The sequence below is a fragment of the Megasphaera sp. MJR8396C genome (assembly GCF_001546855.1).
Classification (GTDB): Bacteria; Bacillota; Negativicutes; order Veillonellales; family Megasphaeraceae; genus Megasphaera.
On sequence record NZ_KQ958188.1, the window covers coordinates 1 to 17277 of the forward strand.

At 53.9% G+C, this 17277-nt stretch carries 24 protein-coding genes; 22 read left to right on the forward strand and 2 right to left on the reverse strand.

What is annotated here, in order from left to right; genetic code table 11:
* Positions 1-166 precede the first annotated feature (166 nt).
* Positions 167-754, forward strand: a complete 588-nt coding sequence (rpsD, locus tag HMPREF3201_RS06340; RefSeq protein ID WP_062412259.1) for a 30S ribosomal protein S4 — start codon at positions 167-169, stop codon at positions 752-754.
* An 85-nt stretch (positions 755-839) separates the two neighbouring features.
* Here the strand turns inward: rpsD and HMPREF3201_RS06345 are convergent, their stop codons facing one another.
* Together HMPREF3201_RS06345 and HMPREF3201_RS06350 are read right to left on the reverse strand one after the other, a co-directional pair.
* The gene (locus tag HMPREF3201_RS06345; protein ID WP_062412260.1) at positions 840-1799 is read right to left on the reverse strand and encodes an exonuclease domain-containing protein; all 960 of its coding nucleotides are present in this window, start codon (positions 1797-1799) and stop codon (positions 840-842) included.
* 23 nt (positions 1800-1822) lie between these two features.
* Positions 1823-2266 (reverse strand): hypothetical protein, encoded by a 444-nt coding sequence (locus HMPREF3201_RS06350; protein ID WP_062412261.1) that lies wholly within the window; start codon positions 2264-2266, stop codon positions 1823-1825.
* Positions 2267-2422: 156 nt separating this feature from the next.
* Here HMPREF3201_RS06350 and HMPREF3201_RS06355 point away from each other — a divergent pair, with 156 nt between their 5' ends.
* The 21 genes from HMPREF3201_RS06355 (at position 2423) to HMPREF3201_RS11415 (ending at position 17170) form a co-directional block, all read left to right on the forward strand.
* A complete protein-coding gene (locus HMPREF3201_RS06355; RefSeq protein ID WP_227163228.1) occupies positions 2423-3040 on the forward strand; it encodes a hypothetical protein in 618 nt (205 codons plus the stop codon).
* 17 nt (positions 3041-3057) lie between these two features.
* A complete protein-coding gene (locus HMPREF3201_RS06360; protein WP_044504439.1) occupies positions 3058-3549 on the forward strand; it encodes a MogA/MoaB family molybdenum cofactor biosynthesis protein in 492 nt (163 codons plus the stop codon).
* Positions 3549-4124, forward strand: coding sequence for a bifunctional adenosylcobinamide kinase/adenosylcobinamide-phosphate guanylyltransferase (gene cobU, locus HMPREF3201_RS06365; protein ID WP_062412298.1), 576 nt, complete (start codon positions 3549-3551; stop codon positions 4122-4124). Before HMPREF3201_RS06360 ends, cobU begins: the two co-directional genes overlap by 1 nt.
* Entirely contained in the window at positions 4121-4873 is a 753-nt protein-coding gene (gene cobS / locus HMPREF3201_RS06370; RefSeq protein WP_062412263.1) for an adenosylcobinamide-GDP ribazoletransferase, read from the forward strand. Before cobU ends, cobS begins: the two co-directional genes overlap by 4 nt.
* Before the next feature lie 111 nt (positions 4874-4984).
* Positions 4985-5638, forward strand: coding sequence for a histidine phosphatase family protein (locus HMPREF3201_RS06375; RefSeq protein WP_062412264.1), 654 nt, complete (start codon positions 4985-4987; stop codon positions 5636-5638).
* A gap of 9 nt (positions 5639-5647) precedes the next feature.
* A complete protein-coding gene (locus HMPREF3201_RS06380; RefSeq protein WP_062412265.1) occupies positions 5648-6358 on the forward strand; it encodes a pseudouridine synthase in 711 nt (236 codons plus the stop codon).
* Between the two features lie 90 nt (positions 6359-6448).
* Positions 6449-7516, forward strand: a complete 1068-nt coding sequence (locus HMPREF3201_RS06385; RefSeq protein WP_062412266.1) for a M24 family metallopeptidase — start codon at positions 6449-6451, stop codon at positions 7514-7516.
* 13 nt (positions 7517-7529) lie between these two features.
* Positions 7530-8087 carry an elongation factor P gene (efp, locus tag HMPREF3201_RS06390; protein ID WP_062412267.1) on the forward strand — a complete coding sequence of 186 codons (558 nt, stop codon included), beginning with the start codon at positions 7530-7532 and terminating at the stop codon, positions 8085-8087.
* Positions 8088-8182: 95 nt separating this feature from the next.
* A complete protein-coding gene (locus HMPREF3201_RS06395; RefSeq protein ID WP_062412268.1) occupies positions 8183-8551 on the forward strand; it encodes an Asp23/Gls24 family envelope stress response protein in 369 nt (122 codons plus the stop codon).
* Complete coding sequence (locus HMPREF3201_RS06400; protein WP_062412269.1) at positions 8544-8840, forward strand: Asp23/Gls24 family envelope stress response protein; 297 nt, start codon at positions 8544-8546, stop codon at positions 8838-8840. The genes HMPREF3201_RS06395 and HMPREF3201_RS06400 overlap by 8 nt, the downstream gene beginning before the upstream one ends.
* Positions 8841-8860: 20 nt before the next feature.
* On the forward strand, positions 8861-9307 hold the full coding sequence (gene nusB, locus HMPREF3201_RS06405) for a transcription antitermination factor NusB (RefSeq protein ID WP_062412270.1): 447 nt from the start codon (positions 8861-8863) through the stop codon (positions 9305-9307).
* A complete protein-coding gene (locus HMPREF3201_RS06410; protein ID WP_062412271.1) occupies positions 9307-10257 on the forward strand; it encodes a tRNA (adenosine(37)-N6)-threonylcarbamoyltransferase complex transferase subunit TsaD in 951 nt (316 codons plus the stop codon). The genes nusB and HMPREF3201_RS06410 overlap by 1 nt, the downstream gene beginning before the upstream one ends.
* A complete protein-coding gene (xseA, locus tag HMPREF3201_RS06415; protein ID WP_227163231.1) occupies positions 10254-11468 on the forward strand; it encodes an exodeoxyribonuclease VII large subunit in 1215 nt (404 codons plus the stop codon). The genes HMPREF3201_RS06410 and xseA overlap by 4 nt, the downstream gene beginning before the upstream one ends.
* Complete coding sequence (gene xseB / locus HMPREF3201_RS06420; protein WP_062412272.1) at positions 11449-11691, forward strand: exodeoxyribonuclease VII small subunit; 243 nt, start codon at positions 11449-11451, stop codon at positions 11689-11691. Before xseA ends, xseB begins: the two co-directional genes overlap by 20 nt.
* A complete protein-coding gene (locus tag HMPREF3201_RS06425; RefSeq protein WP_062412273.1) occupies positions 11688-12572 on the forward strand; it encodes a polyprenyl synthetase family protein in 885 nt (294 codons plus the stop codon). The genes xseB and HMPREF3201_RS06425 overlap by 4 nt, the downstream gene beginning before the upstream one ends.
* A 21-nt stretch (positions 12573-12593) precedes the next feature.
* Positions 12594-13397: a TlyA family RNA methyltransferase gene (locus tag HMPREF3201_RS06430; protein WP_062412274.1), complete on the forward strand. Its 804-nt coding sequence runs from the start codon at positions 12594-12596 to the stop codon at positions 13395-13397.
* Between the two features lie 10 nt (positions 13398-13407).
* Positions 13408-14280 carry an NAD(+)/NADH kinase gene (locus tag HMPREF3201_RS06435; RefSeq protein WP_062412275.1) on the forward strand — a complete coding sequence of 291 codons (873 nt, stop codon included), beginning with the start codon at positions 13408-13410 and terminating at the stop codon, positions 14278-14280.
* Positions 14273-14887 (forward strand): tRNA 5-(aminomethyl)-2-thiouridylate-methyltransferase MnmM, encoded by a 615-nt coding sequence (locus HMPREF3201_RS06440; protein WP_062412276.1) that lies wholly within the window; start codon positions 14273-14275, stop codon positions 14885-14887. The genes HMPREF3201_RS06435 and HMPREF3201_RS06440 overlap by 8 nt, the downstream gene beginning before the upstream one ends.
* On the forward strand, positions 14859-15314 hold the full coding sequence (argR, locus tag HMPREF3201_RS06445) for an arginine repressor (RefSeq protein WP_044504422.1): 456 nt from the start codon (positions 14859-14861) through the stop codon (positions 15312-15314). The genes HMPREF3201_RS06440 and argR overlap by 29 nt, the downstream gene beginning before the upstream one ends.
* A gap of 7 nt (positions 15315-15321) precedes the next feature.
* Positions 15322-17004 (forward strand): DNA repair protein RecN, encoded by a 1683-nt coding sequence (gene recN / locus HMPREF3201_RS06450; protein WP_062412277.1) that lies wholly within the window; start codon positions 15322-15324, stop codon positions 17002-17004.
* 64 nt (positions 17005-17068) lie between these two features.
* Positions 17069-17170 carry a transposase gene (locus HMPREF3201_RS11415; RefSeq protein WP_227163232.1) on the forward strand — a complete coding sequence of 34 codons (102 nt, stop codon included), beginning with the start codon at positions 17069-17071 and terminating at the stop codon, positions 17168-17170.
* Positions 17171-17277 lie beyond the last annotated feature (107 nt).

The window sequence follows — 17277 nt, forward strand, 5'->3', positions numbered from 1 at the left end:
TCGGAGTATCCTGCCCGCATTTAGATGAAAAATATCTTGGTCTCGACTGAAGTCGGAAAAGACAGGCCATAAGCCACTTGACAGGCTGCGGGTCCTTGTGGTAACATTAATACATTGCGTGAGCAAAATTTATTTTTTGAATTACTAATATGAGGTGATGTAGAAAATGGCAACGAGGAGAGACCCGCGTTTTAAGGAATGTCGCCGGTTCGGAGTTAATGTGTACGGACACCCTAAGGCATTAAAACGCGTACGTAAAGATCAGCGTCAGAAAAAAATGTCTGAATATGGCACGCAGTTATTGGAAAAACAGAAACTTCGCGCATACTACAATTTGCTCGAACGTCAGTTTGTCCGTTATTATGATAAAGCCAAGAAGATGGAAGGCGTAACGGGCCAGAACATGCTGAAATTATTGGAATGCCGCTTGGATAACTTAGTATACCGTATCGGTTTTGCTAACTCTATCCGCCAGGCACGCCAGATGGTCAACCACGGCCACATTTTGGTCAATGGCAAACGCTGCGATATTCCGTCGGCACACGTAAAAGTTGGCACGGTTATCACGCTGAAAGAAGATTCCCGTTCTAACGAAATGTACAAAAAATCCTTCCAGGAATTAAAAACCTTCGACGTTCCCTACGTTGAAAAGAATTTCGATGGCTTTGAAGGCACTCTTACCCGTATGCCTGAACGCGACGAAATCCCTGTAGAAATCAACGAAACACTGATCGTCGAATTGTACTCCAAATAAGAATTATTTGAGTATGATAAAAAAGCGTTGTCTTGTAAAAGACAGCGCTTTTTTGATGTGTAAAAATAAGAGAAAAGGTTCGATGTCAGTCGGCCTGTTCTAAAAGGGTCAGGCCTTTGTCGGCGGCATAGTAGGTGCCGGCCTGTTTTCCAGTCATGAGGCAGCCCGTGTCGACCAGGTCTTTGATGAGGGCCAGGTCCGGCTGTTCCGGGGCGGCCATTTCCTCCGGCGTCCCTTCTTCGCGTTCGACGGCGGCGATGTAGGCGGCCTTGCGGTCGTCAGCAGTCGGTTCCTTTTCGACATAGGTCAGGGACGGCAGGTAGAGGGGATAGTCCTTCTTGGCTTCCAGGAAGAATTTCCCGATGCCGATGGCCTTGCTGAGGAGATTGCCTTCTTCCGTCTTGATATCCATTTCGTCGCAGATGGCGTCGATCTTATTGGACGAGAAATGGTAGTATTTTTTGGCGGCTTCCATCGTATCGGCATAGCGGAAGGACGGAGCCTTGATGCCGTAAATGTGAAGGGCGTGGGTGATGCAGCCGAAGACGAAGGGGGCGTTGTGGGCGACGAGGGTCTTGCCTTCGATGAGTTTTTCAAGGCCGGCCTGCCAGTATTCACCGAATTCATCGGCTTTGGACAGATCTTCCCAGCGGTGCCGGCCTCCCGTGGCCGACAGGTTGTTTTCTGGCGGACGGATGTAAAAGTACCGCGTGTCTTTTAGCTCGCCCTTGTCGAATTCGGCCAGGGCCAGGAGACAGATGGAATAAGGCTGTTCATTGGCAAGCTCGATGGAAACGGCCGTAAAGTGCTGGGGGAAGCGGCGGAGTTTCCCTTTTTCTACGAGGGGATATTTGTAGTAGCCTTTTTCCGGCTTAATGTCGTATTGATGGAGGTTGTCGACCTTCACGTGGACTTTGGTTACCAGGTCTTTTTCATACTTTGCCTTGCGCCGCTTTTTTCGCAGGGCCGACGTCAGGGAGTAGAGGACGGCTCCGATGAAGATGATTGTGGCGACCGTGGTTACGATGTGGATGATGGGATCCATAACTATCAATCCTTTTCAGTGTATTATTCTTGGAAAAAATTCATGTTGTAGCAGGCCCGGAACGCCCGGTTGGCCGCATTGCCATTGGCCGAGAGGCGGTCTGTCGTCTTGACTTCCGGATTGGCCAGGGCCAGGGTGGACAGGATATTGCCTGCCGGGTCGTAGCCGACGTCGCCGAGGGTCTGGGTTTTTACCGATTGGGATTTAAAATTGTAGAAAAAATTGTTATCATATCCTTGTAAGGTATTGTTGGCATAATCGTAGGTCACAACCGTCGCCCGGATGATGTAGTACGGCGGGTCGTAGCGGACGGACTGGATCGTACTCATATCGATGTACGATTCCGTCGTATCGTCGTGGCCGACCTGGACGAAGCGGGGATTGTTGTCGAGAAAATTATTCGCCGAGGCGAAAAGGGTCAACAAAAACAAGAAGGAGACGGCAAGACTGGCCGTTTTTTTGAACATAAGGCATACTTCCTTTCTGGCCTTTTTAGAAAGGCCGTATTGGCTATAAATATATTATATAGGAATTGACAGACAATACAAGAATATATATTGTAGAAGTAGGAGTTTAGACAGCTTAGGTCGAATACTATAATTATAGAGGTGATAATAGTGGATGTGATATACATTGGACTGCCTTTTGTCTTTTGGCAGGAAGATGAATCGAAACACGGACTGGATATTCACGTGACCGAAGGATTTCAAAAATTAGGGTTTCACGTCTATCCGCTCAACGCCGGCGACAACGCGGAAGAGATCTGTGCGGCCTATAATCTGCATACGTCTTTTGTCGAAGAAGAAGCCGATATCGCGCCGACGGAAGAATTTATTTCAGAACACGTCTTATGGGAAGACTTTCCCTTGCTGTATATTTCGGAAGCGGCGGCGACGTCGGAAGATGAATATACGCAGTTCGTCTTCCATACGGCGGAACTGGCCCGGGACAACGGCCTCATCGTAGCCGCGGAAGTCAATGACTGCGACGACGAGGAAGACGATCCCTATCCGTGGCGGTACAAGGCGACCGTCCTTTGGACTCACGGCGATATCCTGCCTACGGGCGGCCCGAACTGCGCCGTGACCTTGGCAATCGGTCAGGGAATCACCGTGTCCGACGGCAATGAAGAGCGGCACTACGACAAGTCGGTCGTCAGCGAAATATTTATTCCTTATTTTCTCCAGGGACTCTTAGAAGGACAAGACCCCTTTTCGATCGCAGCATCGTACGAGTCCTGAGTTAGGAGGGTTTTACTTTGAATCACAAAAAAACAGAAGAACACCCGTTGCGGGCAGCCATTCTTACTATCAGCAACAGCCGTACCTTTTCCGACGATACGAACGGCTTGCTCATTCAGTCGCTGTTGGCGCAGCACGGCCACCAGGTCGTCGACTATCAGATCGTGAAGGACGACCGGGCTGAAATCGAGCGCCATCTCCATGAATGGGTATGCAGTGTCGACCTGGTCATTACCAGCGGCGGTACGGGGATTGCAAAAAGGGACGTGACCGTCGAGACCGTGGAAGCTCTCTTCGATAAAACGATCCCGGCCTTTGGCGAGATGATGACCTATTTTGCCTATCGGCGGGTCTGCGGCGTTCAGGCCATGGCCTATCGGGCGACGGCCGGCATCATTCACCAGTGCCAGGTCTACTGCCTGCCGGCTCTTCCCAGTCTGATTAAAATCGGCATGGAAAAGATCGTGTTGCCGGAAGTGTTCCATCTGTATTCGGAAATCAAGAAATGATGGGAAATTCGAAGATCGTATTGGTAACGGGCGGGGCCCGGAGCGGAAAGAGCGACTTTGCCGAGCGCTACGCTGCGGTCCTGCCCGGCCGTCATGCCTATGTGGCGACGGCTACGGTGTCTGACGAGGAAATGGCCCGGCGCATCGCCCTTCACCAAAAGCGCCGACCGGCATCGTGGGCGACTTGGGAAGTGCCCGATCACTTGCCCGCCGTCCTCGGCGACCTTTGCCAGACCGCCGATGTCGTCCTCGTCGACTGCCTGACGATTTATTTTTCAAATTATCTCTGGGCCCATGATGGAGACGACGACGAAACCGTCATAGACGGCGCCTTGGCGGAGCTTAGAGCCATCGTGAAAGGCTTTCGAAAAGCCGGCGTGACGGCCGTTTTTGTCACCAATGAGCTGGGCTGCGGCATCGTGCCTATGGAACAGGTCAGCCGCCTCTATCGGGATCTCATCGGCCGCATCAATCAGGAAGCGGCCCGCGAGGCCGACGAAGTCTACGTCTCCGTTTGCGGCATTACGACGGAGTGGAAGCATCGGGCCGTGATCTTGCCGGAGGTGAAACCATGAAGGCTTTTCTCATTGCCCTACAATTTTTATCGCGGATCCACCTGGCCTCCCAGGAGGTTTGGACGGACGAAGACTTTGGCCGCTCCGTCCTTTTCTTTCCCCTCGTAGGCCTTGTCATCGGCCTATTACTATCGGCGCTGTACGGCGCTCTTTCCTTTATCCTTGATCCTTTTGGCCGCGCCGTCTTGGTCGTGGCCTTTTGGTTCTATTTGACGGGCGGTCTCCATGCCGATGGCTATATGGATACGGCCGACGGCCTTTTTTCCGGCCGCAGCCGGGAACGGATGCTGGAAATCCTGAAGGACAGCCGCGTCGGTTCCGGCGGCGTCATGGCCTTCGTCTTTTTGGTCCTTTTAAAAGTGACCTTTTTGAGCCAGCTCGAACCGAAAGCGGCGATGCTGAGCCTCGTGGCCGTCCCGGCGGCAGTCCGGTTTGGAACGCTGATTAGCATCTTTCAGTTTCCCTATGCCCGGAAAGAGGGCTTGGGGAAGGCCTTTGTTACCTATGCGCCGCCTCACACGACGGCCAAGGCCCTGGTGCTGGCCCTGCTGCCCGTCTTTCTTTGCGGGCCTTTTTATTTGGCCTTCTTAGGGGCGGCCATGATCTTGTCCTTATGGGCCAACCTTGGCATCAGCCGCAAACTCGGCGGCGTCACCGGCGATACCTACGGCGCCGTCATCGAAGGCAGTGAAATGGTTTTGCTCCTTCTCGTCGTTATCGGTAGCAAGGCCGTTCATTTCCTGTTATAATATCTATGTCTCGCCCTCGGGACGGCGCCTGTTTTACGGCGTCCGTCCTTTTTCGTAAGGAGAGACGACACGAAGAAGAATTTTATGGATTTTCGATAATGGAGGATATTCATGATTACATTATATTTAGCGCGTCACGGTGAAACGGACGGAAACGTACAGCAGTGGTACCAAGGTTCTACCGATGTACCCATCAATGCCCACGGGCTGGAACAGGCCAAATGCCTCGGCGATTTTTTCAGCCATACCCACCTCGATGCCGTATACAGCAGTACCCTCCAGCGGGCCATGGCCACGGCGGAATGCGTAGCGGCGCCGCACGGCTTGTCGGTCATCCCCGATGAATCGTTGAAGGAAGCCGACTTTGGCGAATGGGAAGGCCATACGTATGAAGAGATTACGACCAAATGGCCGGGCGAACTGGAAGCTGTCTATGCCTCTGACGGGTCTCTCCCGGCTCGCGGTGGCGAATCGTTCTGCCAGGTCCGGGACCGCATCTTGAAAGGGACCCGCGACATCCTTTCTAAGCATAAGGACGGCGACAGCGTTTTCATCGTCTCTCACGGTGCGGCCCTGCGCTGCCTCCTCTTTGGCCTCTTGGGCCTCGATATGCGTCGCATCTGGTGCTTCCAGCAGTTCAATACGGCCTTTAATGTCGTGGAATATTACGGCGACCGCAACGTCTTGACCCTCCTCAACAGTACCCGCCATTTAGAAGGTACGGCGGGCTATCTGCCCCAATGGGACAAGATGCCTTCCTTATAAGGATCGCTTATGGGAAAGGCCATGCGCCTCGATAAACTCCTGGGCCATACGGGCTGGGGGACGAGGAAGGAATTAAAAGACTTATGTAAGAGTGGTCAGGTCACGATAAACGGCGACATCTGCCGCGACAGCAGCCGCAAGGTCGACCCCGATCAGGACGTCGTTGCCGTTGGCAGCCAGATCGTATCGTACGAAGAATATATTTATCTCATGCTCTATAAGCCCTCTGGCGTCGTCTCGGCTACGGAAGACAACGTGTCGCAGACGGTTATCGACCTCTTGCCGCAAAAGTATCAGGGCAGCCGATTGTTTCCCGTGGGCCGGCTGGATAAAGATACGACGGGCCTTTTGTTTTTGACCAACGACGGTACCTGGGCCCACGGTATTACGTCGCCGAAAAAGCATCAGCCTAAGCGCTATGAAGCCGTCGTTGAAGGCGATATCCCCGCCGATATCGGGGAGCGCTTCGCCGCCGGTATCGTCCTGTCTGACGGTCTCGAATGCCTGCCGGCAGCGGCCGAACAGACGGGCGACCATACGATTGCCGTCGTCGTCGAAGAAGGAAAGTTCCACCAGGTCAAGCGCATGTGTGCCGCCGTCGGACTTACGGTGACGAAACTCCATCGCCGGTCTATTGGCCCGGTGTTCCTCGATGAAAACTTGCAGCCCGGTGAGTTTCGCCCGCTGACCGATGACGAGCGACGTAGCTTGTCGTTATAACGGATAATATATCCTTTTGATTTTTTACCTTTTCAGGCAAGATAAAATATGGTATTATAAAATATGATTGAATTAATATAAGGTGATAGTATGATAGAACAACGAATTGCCGATTTGCGTGCCTTCCTCGAAGCACACGATGCCGACGGCGCCATTATCGTTCAGCCCGAGAACCTGCGTTACTTCAGCGGTTTTACCGGCGGCGAAGGGGCCTTGGTCATCGGCCTTGATAAGGCCGTACTGTGGACGGATTCCCGTTATACGGAACAGGCCGTACAGCAGTCGGGCTCGTGGTATGACATCGAAAATCATCAGGGTGCCTTGGCCCGCTCCATACGCCAGTCTCTGACCGACATGGACTTGGGCGTTGCGGCCTATGAAGAAAACTTTATGACCCATTATTTATATGAAGCCATTGCCGACGGAGCGCTCTGCGGCTTCCTTCCCTGCGACATGACCGGTCTTCGGGCCGTGAAAGAATCGTACGAATTGGAAGCGACGCGCAAAGCCAGCCAGATTGCCGATCAGGCTTTTTCGGATCTCCTGCCTTACATCAAGCCAGGCGTTACGGAAAAAGAAATGGCCGCTCGTCTTGAAAGCAATATGCTGCTTCTCGGGTCTGAAGAAAAATCCTTTACGACGATCGTCGCCTCGGGCAAGCGCTCGGCCATGCCTCACGGTACAGCCAGCCCTAAGGTCATTGAAAAGGGCGATTTCGTTACCTTTGATTTCGGTGCCGTCTGGGATGGCTATCATTCCGACATTACCCGGACCGTCGTCGTCGGTAAGGCGACGCAGGCCCAAAAGGATTTCTACAATCTCATCTTAGAAGGGCAGAAGATGGGCGTATCCCTGGTAAAGGCCGGGAGTTCCTGCCGGGCCATTGATTATGCCGTACGCAACTATTTTGCCGGCTATCACGTCAGTCAATATTTTACGCATTCCCTGGGACATGGGACGGGGCTTGAAATTCATGAACAGCCAGTGCTGTCACCCCGCTCGACCGGTGTCTTACAAGAGAATATGATAGTCACGGTCGAACCGGGACTGTACATAGAAGGCAAGTTTGGCGTCCGCATTGAGGATTCCGTTGCCGTAACAGCCGACGGCTGTGAAATTTTAACCAAAACACCCAAAGAATTGATGGAGCTGTTATAGGAGGAGTTTACACATGATTACTAGTAATGATTTCAGACCAGGCGTAACGATTGAAATCGACGGCCAGGTATGGCAGGTTGTTGAATTTCAGCATGTAAAACCGGGTAAAGGCGCTGCCTTCGTACGCGCTAAGATTAAAAACCTCGAAACCGGTGCCGTTATCGAACGTACCTGGAATGCCGGCGAAAAGGTTCAGGACGGCCACGTCGACCGCCGCCAGATGCAGTACCTTTATGAAAATGAAGGCATGTACTGTTTCATGGACAACGAAACGTATGAACAGATTGAATTGAACAAAGACTCCCTCGGCGATGCAGCTAACTTCCTCAAGGAAGAAATGAATGTATCGGTCATGATGTTCAAAGGCAAAGTCATCGGCATCGACCTGCCGGCTTCCGTTGAACTCAAAGTCGTTGAAACCGACCCCGGTGTCCGTGGTGACACCGCTACTGGCGGCAGCAAACCGGCCACGCTTGAAACGGGTTATGTCGTCAAAGTACCGCTCTTTATCAATGAAGGCGAAGTTCTCCAAATCGATACGAGAACCGGCCAGTATATCGGCAGAGCTTAAGGTTAACGGATTACCGTGTTAGCCGCTAGCATAGGGTATTCAAGGGGCTTCGCGCGTGCGACAGCCCCTTTTTTTGGATGAAAGAGGTGATGTTCATGGAAACGACGGAAGTCAACGAATGGGGGAGCATCCATATTTCTTCCCAGGTCATTGCCGCCATTGCGTCGCTGACGGCGGCTAAGGTTCCGTCGGTGGCTGCGTTGGGAACGAATATTGCCGATGCAGCAGCTGAAAAACTGGGCCGGACCCGGCCCAATCACGGTGTCGATGTCTCCATTGACGGCAAACTGATCGAGCTGACCGTTCGGCTGCTCATCCGCTATGGCTGCCGCATCCCTGACGTCGCACTGGAAGTCCAAAAGACGGTCAAAGATGCCGTGGAAAAGGCGACGGCCTGCCCGGTTACGGCGGTTCACATCATCGTCCAGCAAGTGGTTTTCGAGGAGGCCGGTCAAGATGGATGACAATCAGGATTTTGCCTATGCTGTCAGTGATAAGGCCCTGCGCAACATTGCTGAAACGGCGGCCAAAGATATCGACGGCGTCGAAGCCGTGACGAGGTGCAGCGTTTCCGTAAAAGACGGCAGCGTTTCCCTTCGCCTGGGCGTCCGCGCCGTCTATGGCTTTGATCTGCACGAATTAGCCCTAGCCGTTCAAAGGCGTGCTGCCGGAGCCGTGCAGGATATGGCCGACCCCAAAGGCCTTGATATTTCCGTTACTATAGAAGATTTGGTACTGCCGCCGGCAGACTAGTTACCAACAGGAGGTTTTTTGTGAGCAGACATAAAGCGCGCCAAGAGGCGCTCGAACTCTTATATTCCCGTGAATTTCACGAAGAAAATGACATCCAGTACAGTGAACATGAAATCATGGAAAGTGATTTCATCACGACGGATATGCTGACCGAAGACGGCCCGGAATTGAGTGAATCGGAACGGCATACATACAGCCAGTACCTCGTCGAAACGACGACGGCTCACCGTGCTGAACTGGACGACATCATCCGTCCCTTCGTCAAAGGCTGGGAAATCGAACGGATGAACCGCATCGACCGTAATATTTTGCGGCTGGCCTTGTGCGAACTGGTCTACCCGAAAGAAACGTTGGCGCCGTCCATTGTACTCAATGAAGCCATCATCCTGGCCAAAGAATTCAGCGGGGATAAGTCGGCGAAATTCGTCAACGGCATCCTCGGCGCTTACGTAAGGTCGAAAGACTGATGGATACCTATCTCGGCATCGACACCAGCTGCTATACGACGTCTCTGTGCCTGGTCGATGAAACGTATGACATCGCCGCCGATGAACGCATCATCCTGACCGTGCCTAAGGGCGGCCGCGGCCTGTCCCAGTCGAATATGGTCTACCAGCACACGCGCAACTTGCCGGTCCTCTTTGAACGGGCAGCGGCGGTACTGAAGGACCGCAAGATTCGGGCCGTGGCCGTGACTGATCAGCCCCGGCGCCGGGACGATTCGTATATGCCGGCCTTTTTGGCAGGCCTCGGTTATGCCAGGGCGCTCTCTGCGGTCTTGCAGGTACCCTTATATCGCCTGAGCCATCAGGAAAATCATCTGTTGGCCGTCTTACGCAGTCTGGGGAAGGTGGAACAGGAGCCCTTTTACGGCATCCATCTCTCAGGCGGTACGACGGAGCTCGTCCGGGCCGTTCCCGATGACAAGGGCCTCGATATTACCCGTATCGGCGGGACGAGCGACATCAGTGCCGGCCAGTTCATCGACCGCATGGGCGTCGCCATGAACCTGCCTTTTCCGGCCGGCGTCCACGTCGATAAACTGTCACAGGAATTTTCGGGGACCCTCAAAGGAGCGCACGTCTTTTTTAAAGACGGGGAAGTCAGTTTTTCCGGCCCCGAATCGCAGGGACAGCGGCTCCTCCGGGACGGCGAGGCCGACATTCCGCGAATCTGCCGCTGGACGTTGGCTACGGTCTGGCGCGGCCTGTCTCGGTTACTCGATTACGCTGTCGCTGACGGCATGACCCACCTGGTCGCGGCCGGCGGCGTCATGTCTAATTCATATCTGCGCCAAGAACTTGGCACATACTGCCAACAGAAGCACATCCGACTCGACCTTGCAGCGGATGGCTTCAGTGCCGACAATGCTTCGGGAGCCGCTTTTTGGGCGGCCGTACAGGAAGGGAAGGCATGATGAAATACGCATCGGTTACGGACGTCGTCCGCCGCATCAAAGAGGATATACATAAAGATTACCGCCTGCAGAGCATTGCCATGGAGGGCAACGTCATCGGCTTGAAGCAGGCGTCGAATGGCCATTATTATATGAATATACGCGACGAAGAATGCTCCCTTCGGGCCATCGTCTTTCGCAGCCGGGTCACGGCCGCCGTCCGGGCCCTGCGAGAAGGGGATCACGTCGTCGTCATCGGTGCCGTCAACGTCTATGAAAAGGGCGGCGCCCTTTCCTTTATCATTGAACAGCTCTTTTCCCAGGGGACGGGATCCCTCCAGGCCCAGTATGAAAAGATCAAGAAGGACCTTGAGGCCAAGGGCTACTTCGACAGCAGCCATAAAAAAGAACTGCCTCGCTTTCCCTGGCGTATCGGCGTCCTGACGTCGGCGACGGGCGCCGTCCTGCACGACATCCGCCGCATTGCCGGCGAGCGCAATCCCTATGCCGATATCGTTCTTCGGCCCATCCCCGTCCAGGGGGAGGGCGTCGATAAGACCATCGCCGCTGCCATCGATGAGATGGGGAAGCGAAAAGACCTGGACATCCTCATCGTCGGCCGCGGCGGCGGATCCATGGAAGACCTGTGGTGCTTCAACAGCCCGGACGTTGTCAAAGCCATCTATGGCGCTCAGGTCCCGGTCATTACGGCCATCGGCCATGAAACGGATACGACCCTGGCCGACTATGCGGCCGACATTCGGGCTGCGACGCCGACCCATGCGGCAGAACTGGCCTTTTTTGATATGGGCGAAGCCCAGCTCGACTTAGCCGCCCTGGCGGAACGGGCTTATGAGACGATCGTCCGGCGTATCGACAGCGAACAGCGCCGCGTCGACGCCGCAGCCGGCAGGCTGAACCTGCCCCACTATGACCGTTTCTTAGCCATGAAAAAGGCTCAGTTGACCGTACTCATGGAAGGAGCCGGCCATCAGTGGCAGCGGCAGCTCGAACAGGGGCAGAGCCGGCTTATGGCCTTACAAGGGCGCCTTGAGGGCCTAAATCCGGAAAACCTCGTGCGCCGCGGCTACGGTCAGCTCGTACAGGATGGAAAGATCATTACCGCCATCGACAGCGTAACCGCTGACAAAACCCTTGAGATACAGCTTGTCGACGGCACGATTGTGACAGACGTGAAAGAGGTGAAGCGATATGGCAAGAACGACGGATAAACTAAAAAACTTTGAAAGCAATTACGAGAAACTGGAACAGCTCGTCCGCGACCTCGAAGCGCCGGACCTGACGCTGAAACAGTCCCTCGATTTATATGAAAAGGCCGTTAAATTATCGAAGGACTGCGAAGACGCCTTGGAGTATGCCCGCCAGAAAGCCGCGGCCATGGCCGATAAGGGCGATGAAAAAGCTGACGTGGCAGAAGGAGTGCTGGACTTATGATGTTTAAAGACTATTTGACCGATAAAAAAAATCATATCGAAGAGGTCCTGAAGACGCTCCTTCAGACGAAGCAGCCTCAGTTCGGCCCCTTATATGAATCGATGAATTACAGCCTCATGGCCGGCGGCAAACGGATTCGCCCGATTCTCATGCTGGCCACGATCGAAGCCCTGGGTCACGATGCGGCGCCCTATACGGAAATGGCCTGTGCCCTCGAATGCATCCATACCTATTCCCTCATTCACGACGATCTGCCCTGCATGGATGACGATGACCTGCGCCGGGGCAAGCCGACGAACCACGTCATTTACGGACCCGGCATTGCGACCTTGGCCGGCGATGGCCTTCTTACCTTTGCCTTTGAACTCCTGGCGCGTCAGAAGGATATCGATCCGGACAAATTGAACCGTTGCATTGCCGTCATCGCCGAAGCCGCCGGTCCGTCCGGCATGGTCGGCGGTCAGGCCTTTGACCTGGCCTCAGACGGCAAGATGGACATCGGTCGGGAAGGGATGGAACTGCTGCATCGTTCTAAGACCGGGGTCATCTTCAAAGCGGCCATCGATATGGCGGCCATCGTTTCCGATGCCGAACCGGCTGTCCGCAAGGCTCTCGATGAATATGCGACCTACATGGGCCTGACCTTTCAGATTACCGACGATATCCTCGATGTCGTCGGCGACGAAGCTCTGCTTGGCAAACCCGTCGGCAGCGACCTGAAAAACGATAAGGCGACGTATGTCACCATCTTTTCCCTGGAAGACGCCCGCCAAATGGCAAAGGATGCGTCCGATAAGGCCGTTAGGGCCCTTGAACCTTTGGGCGACAAGGCCTGGTTCTTGAAGGAACTCGTCGAACACCTGCTGACCCGGGTCCATTAATGATAGGAGAGGTAAGAACGTATGCAGCATAAAGAAAGACTGGACGTACTCCTCGTCAACCGCGGCTTGTCCGAAAGCCGGGAAAAAGCCAAGGCGACCATCATGGCCGGCCTGGTTTTCGTTGATAACCAGCGCGTCGATAAGGCCGGTACCAAACTGGCCGACGACGTAGAGATTACCGTCAAAGGCAATCCCATTCCCTACGTCGGCCGCGGGGGCCTTAAATTGGAAAAAGCGATGGAAATATTTCCCATCGACCTTACGGGAAAGACGATGATGGATATCGGCGCCTCGACGGGCGGCTTTACGGACTGTGCCCTTCAGCGCGGCGCCGTGAAAGTCTTTGCCGTCGACGTCGGCTACGGGCAGTTAGCCTGGAAGCTGCGGACCGACGACCGCGTCGTCAATATGGAACGGACTAATATCCGCAACGTTACCGTCTCGGATATCGGCCAGCCTGTCGATTTTATTTCCATCGACGTCTCCTTTATTTCCCTCCTCAAGATCATGTCCGCCGTCGTGCCCCTGTTGGCACCGGGCGGCGTCATGGTATCTCTGATAAAACCCCAATTTGAAGCCGGCAGAGAACACGTCGGAAAGGGCGGCATCGTCCGCGATATCGCCGTTCACCGCGACGTCATCCGCCGCGTCGTCGACGGCATTGCCGAACACGGCCTGTCGCCGCTGGGGCTCACTTTTTCCCCGATAAAGGGGGCCGACGGCAATATCGAATATCTGTTGTACAGCCGTAAAGACGAACCGTGTCACAACGATATCACCGATGACGTCGTCGAAGATATTGTCGGTAAATCTCATGAAATGTAGGTGATTTCTCATGCGTATCGGTATTTTTCCGAACCTTGTTAAACGCGAAAGCGCTGCTATCGTAAAAGAACTCATTCGGATTTGTGAAGCCCGGGGCCTCGAATACTACCTGCCGGCCTACGTCAGTGAGAGCTGCCAGCCGGCCTATCAGGAGATTCCGGCCGAACACTTCCGGCCGCGGATGACGATATACGACACCATCGATATCGCCATGGTCCTCGGCGGCGACGGGACGATCCTCAAGATGGCCAATAAATTTGCCTCAGCCGACGTTCCCATCTGCGGCATCAACCTCGGTTCCCTGGGCTTTCTCTATGAAGTCGAAACGCGAAACCTGGAAGAACGGTTGGACGACATCTTAGCCGGAAAGTATTTCCTCGAAGAACGGATGATGCTCCATGCCGATCTGTGCTATGAAGATGGCATGATTCAGTCTCTTCCCGATGCCCTCAATGACATCGTCATCGGCCACGGCAACGTCGGCAAATTGATCCGCGTCGATCTCAGCATCAACGGCCATTTCATTCAGCAGTATCCCGGCGACGGCCTCATCGTATCGACGGCGACGGGCAGTACGGGCTATACTTTTTCGAGCGGCGGCCCCATTGCAGCTCCCAGCGTGCCCTGTATCATGGTAACGCCGATCTGCCCGCATCTGCTCCTTAAAGTGCCCCTGGTCCTGCGTGACGATGAACAGATTTCGGTTACGTCGGCGCACAGCCGCAACAGCGTCCGCGTCTCTGTCGACGGCGTCATGGATCAGGAATTGATGGGCAATATGACCCTTGAAATCCGAAAAGCCGACCATGTACTGAAACTGATTCGCTTTAACCAAAATTATTTTTACAGTAATTTATTTACCAAGATGATGGGAAATGATTGATATGTATCCATTCCGCAATGCCGTTACGGTATCGCATATGCTCCTCGATCCCTATGTCCGCCAGGCAGGAGTCATTGTCGATATGACCTGTGGGAACGGATATGATACGGCTTTTTTGGCCAAGCTCATGCCCGCCGATGCCGTCCTCTATGCCTTTGATATCCAGCCCTGTGCCGTTGAACGGACGAAACAGCGGCTGATAGAAGAAAAGCTGACCGACCGCGATGTCCGCTGCCAGTGTGGTTCTCATGACCAGCTACTGGAAAAGGTCACAGACGAAATCGATGTCATGGTATTCAATTTAGGCTATTTGCCGTCCGGAGATCATCGTATCCATACGGATTATGAAATAACACTAAGGGCTATAAAAATAGGCTTGAATAAAATTGCGATAAATGGGATAATTATAATAGCAGCTTATCCCGGTACTGAGGCCGGCGCTCAGGAAGAACGAGCGCTGCAGTCATTTTTGAAGGACGTACCCCAAGGGGCCTTTCACGTCTCGTCGTGGAAACCCGTCAATGAGGTCCACTGTCCGCCCTTATTATATGTCGTACAGAAGAGAGGGAAAGGTCATTATGAAAAGATTCCGCTACACGAAGATTAAAGAGATTGTCCAGTCCAGACCGATTGAAACGCAGGAGGAATTAGCCAAGGCCCTGCAGGAAGAAGGCATTGAAGTCACCCAGGCGACGGTATCCCGTGATATCAAGGAACTGATGCTGATTAAGGTTCCGACCAGTGACGGTCATTATCGCTATGCCTTGTCGCCGGAACAGAACATGCTTATGTCCAAGAACCGCATGGCCCGTCTCTTCCAGGACTCCATCGTCCGCGTCGATTCGGCTTACAATCAGATCATCGTCCATACCTTGCCGGGTTCGGCCAACCACATTGCCGCTGCTATGGACCATGCCCGCTGGGAAAACGTCATCGGCACCTTAGCCGGCGACGACACGGTCCTGCTCATTGTGAAAGACACGGAAACGGTTCCTAAATTGATTAAACTTATCGTATCGTTGATGAAGGAATGAGGTTCTTATGCTGCAGTCCCTGCACATTCATAACTTTGCGCTGATTGAAGATCTGCATTTGGACTTAGGGGAAGGCGTGACGATTTTTACCGGCGAAACCGGGGCCGGCAAATCGATCCTCCTCGACGCCATCGGCATGCTGGCCGGAAAACGGGCGTCGGCCTCCTTCGTCCGCCACGGAACAGAGGGCTTTCTCGTCGAAGGCTCGTTCTTTTTTGCAGCCATGCCGGAGGACCTGGTAAGGCTCCTCTCCACCAATCACATCGAAGCTGACGAGGGACAGCTCATCATCTCCCGCCAGTTCCAGCGCAGCGGCAGGGGGACGATTCTGGTCAACGGCACCTTGGTGCCGACAGCGGTCCTGCGCCGCTTGGGGGATTATCTCCTCGATATCCACGGCCAGTTCGACAACAGCCTCATCTTTAACCCCGCTTATCACGTCGCGATTTTAGACGGCCTCGATGACGACGTCCGTAAGGCCCGAGACACGTATGACGAACTCTATCGTACGTGGCATGAAACGGAAGGCGCCATCAAAGCCCTCCGCCGCGATGAAGGCGAAAAGGCCCGGATGCTCAGCATCTTGGCGTTTCAAATCAAAGAAATCGAAGGGGCGGAGTTAAAGGAAGGCGAAGACGATGAGCTCGAAGGGAAGATCAATAAGGCGTCCCATGCGGAACACCTGAAGGATAATCTGCGGGATGCCATCTTTGCGTTAGAAGGCGGTGAGCGCCAGACCGGTGCCATCGAACAGTTGGAGACGATTCACCGCAGCCTCGAGAAGGCCTCAACCTACGATGATACCTTCAGTGCCCTTTCCGGCAAGGTCGAAACCCTGTCCTATGAAATCGAAGATATCCACGACGCCCTCCTGCGTTATGCCGATTCCTTCGACTTTGACGAACGGGCTTTGGACGCCATGCAGTCACGTATGGCAGCCATTGAAAAATTGAAGCGTAAATACGGTGTCACCGTGGCTGACATTTTACAGTTTTTGGCCAAAGCCAAAGCAGACTACGAACGCCTGGACCAATCGGAAAGCCATCTGGCAAAGCTTGAAGCCCAGCTGGCGAAAGAAGCCCAAGCCGTACGACGTCAGGCTGCTGTCTTACTGGATCTGCGCCATAAGGCCGATGCCCGGTTCAGCAAGGTCATGACCGAGACCTTAAACAAGCTCGGCATGCCGAACAGCCGCATCGCCTTTCACTTAGAGCCCATGAAGGACATCTCACCGGACGGGGCTTCCGGTATCGAACTCTATTTTTCGGCCAATACGGGGGAAGCCATGCAGCCCTTGGCGAAAATCGCTTCCGGCGGTGAAGTCTCGCGTATCGCCTTGGCCTTGAAGACGACCGGGACCGGTCAAACCTCGGATAAGACCATGATCTTCGACGAAATCGACGTCGGTATCAGCGGTCAGACGGGCCTTCAGGTTGCCGACCATATCCGGAAACTCTCTGGCAGGGGACAGATTTTCTGTATCACTCACTTGCCGCAGACGGCGGCCATTGCCGACCACCATTTCTTCATCTATAAGAAAGAAGCCGATGGCCGGACGGTCACTCAGGTACGCAGCCTTTCAGACGGCGAACACGTCCTTGAAATCGCCCGCATGTTTGCCGGCAACGATACGACTAAAGCCAGTATTGAAGCGGCACGGCAGATCGTGCAACAGGTGAAGGGGTCGTAAGGCAACCTTCGAAGTGACAGATACAGGTTGACGAATGTCCGCGATAGGTATATAGTTAAAGATAATTTTAAAATGGACGTGTCCGACATGTGGCATGCATCATCATCGTGATAAGAACGCGGCCATAAATATTCGAGAAGAAGCGAAACACATCGCGCTAGCTTGATGATATCTGGTATACCGTGGGGCGCACGGGAATCTACGCCTGTGGAGAGAGTGTCAGACATCGCAATCCCTCGGGATTACGATGCAGTTCTCGCCGAAGCAGGAAGC

Coding starts and splice junctions, on each gene's coding strand:
- HMPREF3201_RS06430 (WP_062412274.1), top strand. CDS start 12,594: ATGCAGCATAAAGAAAGACTGGACGTACTCCTCGTCAACCGCGGCTTG.
- argR (WP_044504422.1), top strand. CDS start 14,859: ATGAAAAGATTCCGCTACACGAAGATTAAAGAGATTGTCCAGTCCAGA.
- cobU (WP_062412298.1), top strand. CDS start 3,549: ATGGGAAATTCGAAGATCGTATTGGTAACGGGCGGGGCCCGGAGCGGA.
- HMPREF3201_RS06425 (WP_062412273.1), top strand. CDS start 11,688: ATGATGTTTAAAGACTATTTGACCGATAAAAAAAATCATATCGAAGAG.
- HMPREF3201_RS06385 (WP_062412266.1), top strand. CDS start 6,449: ATGATAGAACAACGAATTGCCGATTTGCGTGCCTTCCTCGAAGCACAC.
- HMPREF3201_RS06380 (WP_062412265.1), top strand. CDS start 5,648: ATGGGAAAGGCCATGCGCCTCGATAAACTCCTGGGCCATACGGGCTGG.
- HMPREF3201_RS06395 (WP_062412268.1), top strand. CDS start 8,183: ATGGAAACGACGGAAGTCAACGAATGGGGGAGCATCCATATTTCTTCC.
- HMPREF3201_RS06400 (WP_062412269.1), top strand. CDS start 8,544: ATGGATGACAATCAGGATTTTGCCTATGCTGTCAGTGATAAGGCCCTG.
- xseB (WP_062412272.1), top strand. CDS start 11,449: ATGGCAAGAACGACGGATAAACTAAAAAACTTTGAAAGCAATTACGAG.
- HMPREF3201_RS06440 (WP_062412276.1), top strand. CDS start 14,273: ATGATTGATATGTATCCATTCCGCAATGCCGTTACGGTATCGCATATG.
- HMPREF3201_RS06410 (WP_062412271.1), top strand. CDS start 9,307: ATGGATACCTATCTCGGCATCGACACCAGCTGCTATACGACGTCTCTG.
- cobS (WP_062412263.1), top strand. CDS start 4,121: ATGAAGGCTTTTCTCATTGCCCTACAATTTTTATCGCGGATCCACCTG.
- HMPREF3201_RS06375 (WP_062412264.1), top strand. CDS start 4,985: ATGATTACATTATATTTAGCGCGTCACGGTGAAACGGACGGAAACGTA.
- efp (WP_062412267.1), top strand. CDS start 7,530: ATGATTACTAGTAATGATTTCAGACCAGGCGTAACGATTGAAATCGAC.
- recN (WP_062412277.1), top strand. CDS start 15,322: ATGCTGCAGTCCCTGCACATTCATAACTTTGCGCTGATTGAAGATCTG.
- xseA (WP_227163231.1), top strand. CDS start 10,254: ATGATGAAATACGCATCGGTTACGGACGTCGTCCGCCGCATCAAAGAG.
- rpsD (WP_062412259.1), top strand. CDS start 167: ATGGCAACGAGGAGAGACCCGCGTTTTAAGGAATGTCGCCGGTTCGGA.
- HMPREF3201_RS06345 (WP_062412260.1), bottom strand. CDS start 1,799: ATGGATCCCATCATCCACATCGTAACCACGGTCGCCACAATCATCTTC.
- HMPREF3201_RS06435 (WP_062412275.1), top strand. CDS start 13,408: ATGCGTATCGGTATTTTTCCGAACCTTGTTAAACGCGAAAGCGCTGCT.
- HMPREF3201_RS06350 (WP_062412261.1), bottom strand. CDS start 2,266: ATGTTCAAAAAAACGGCCAGTCTTGCCGTCTCCTTCTTGTTTTTGTTG.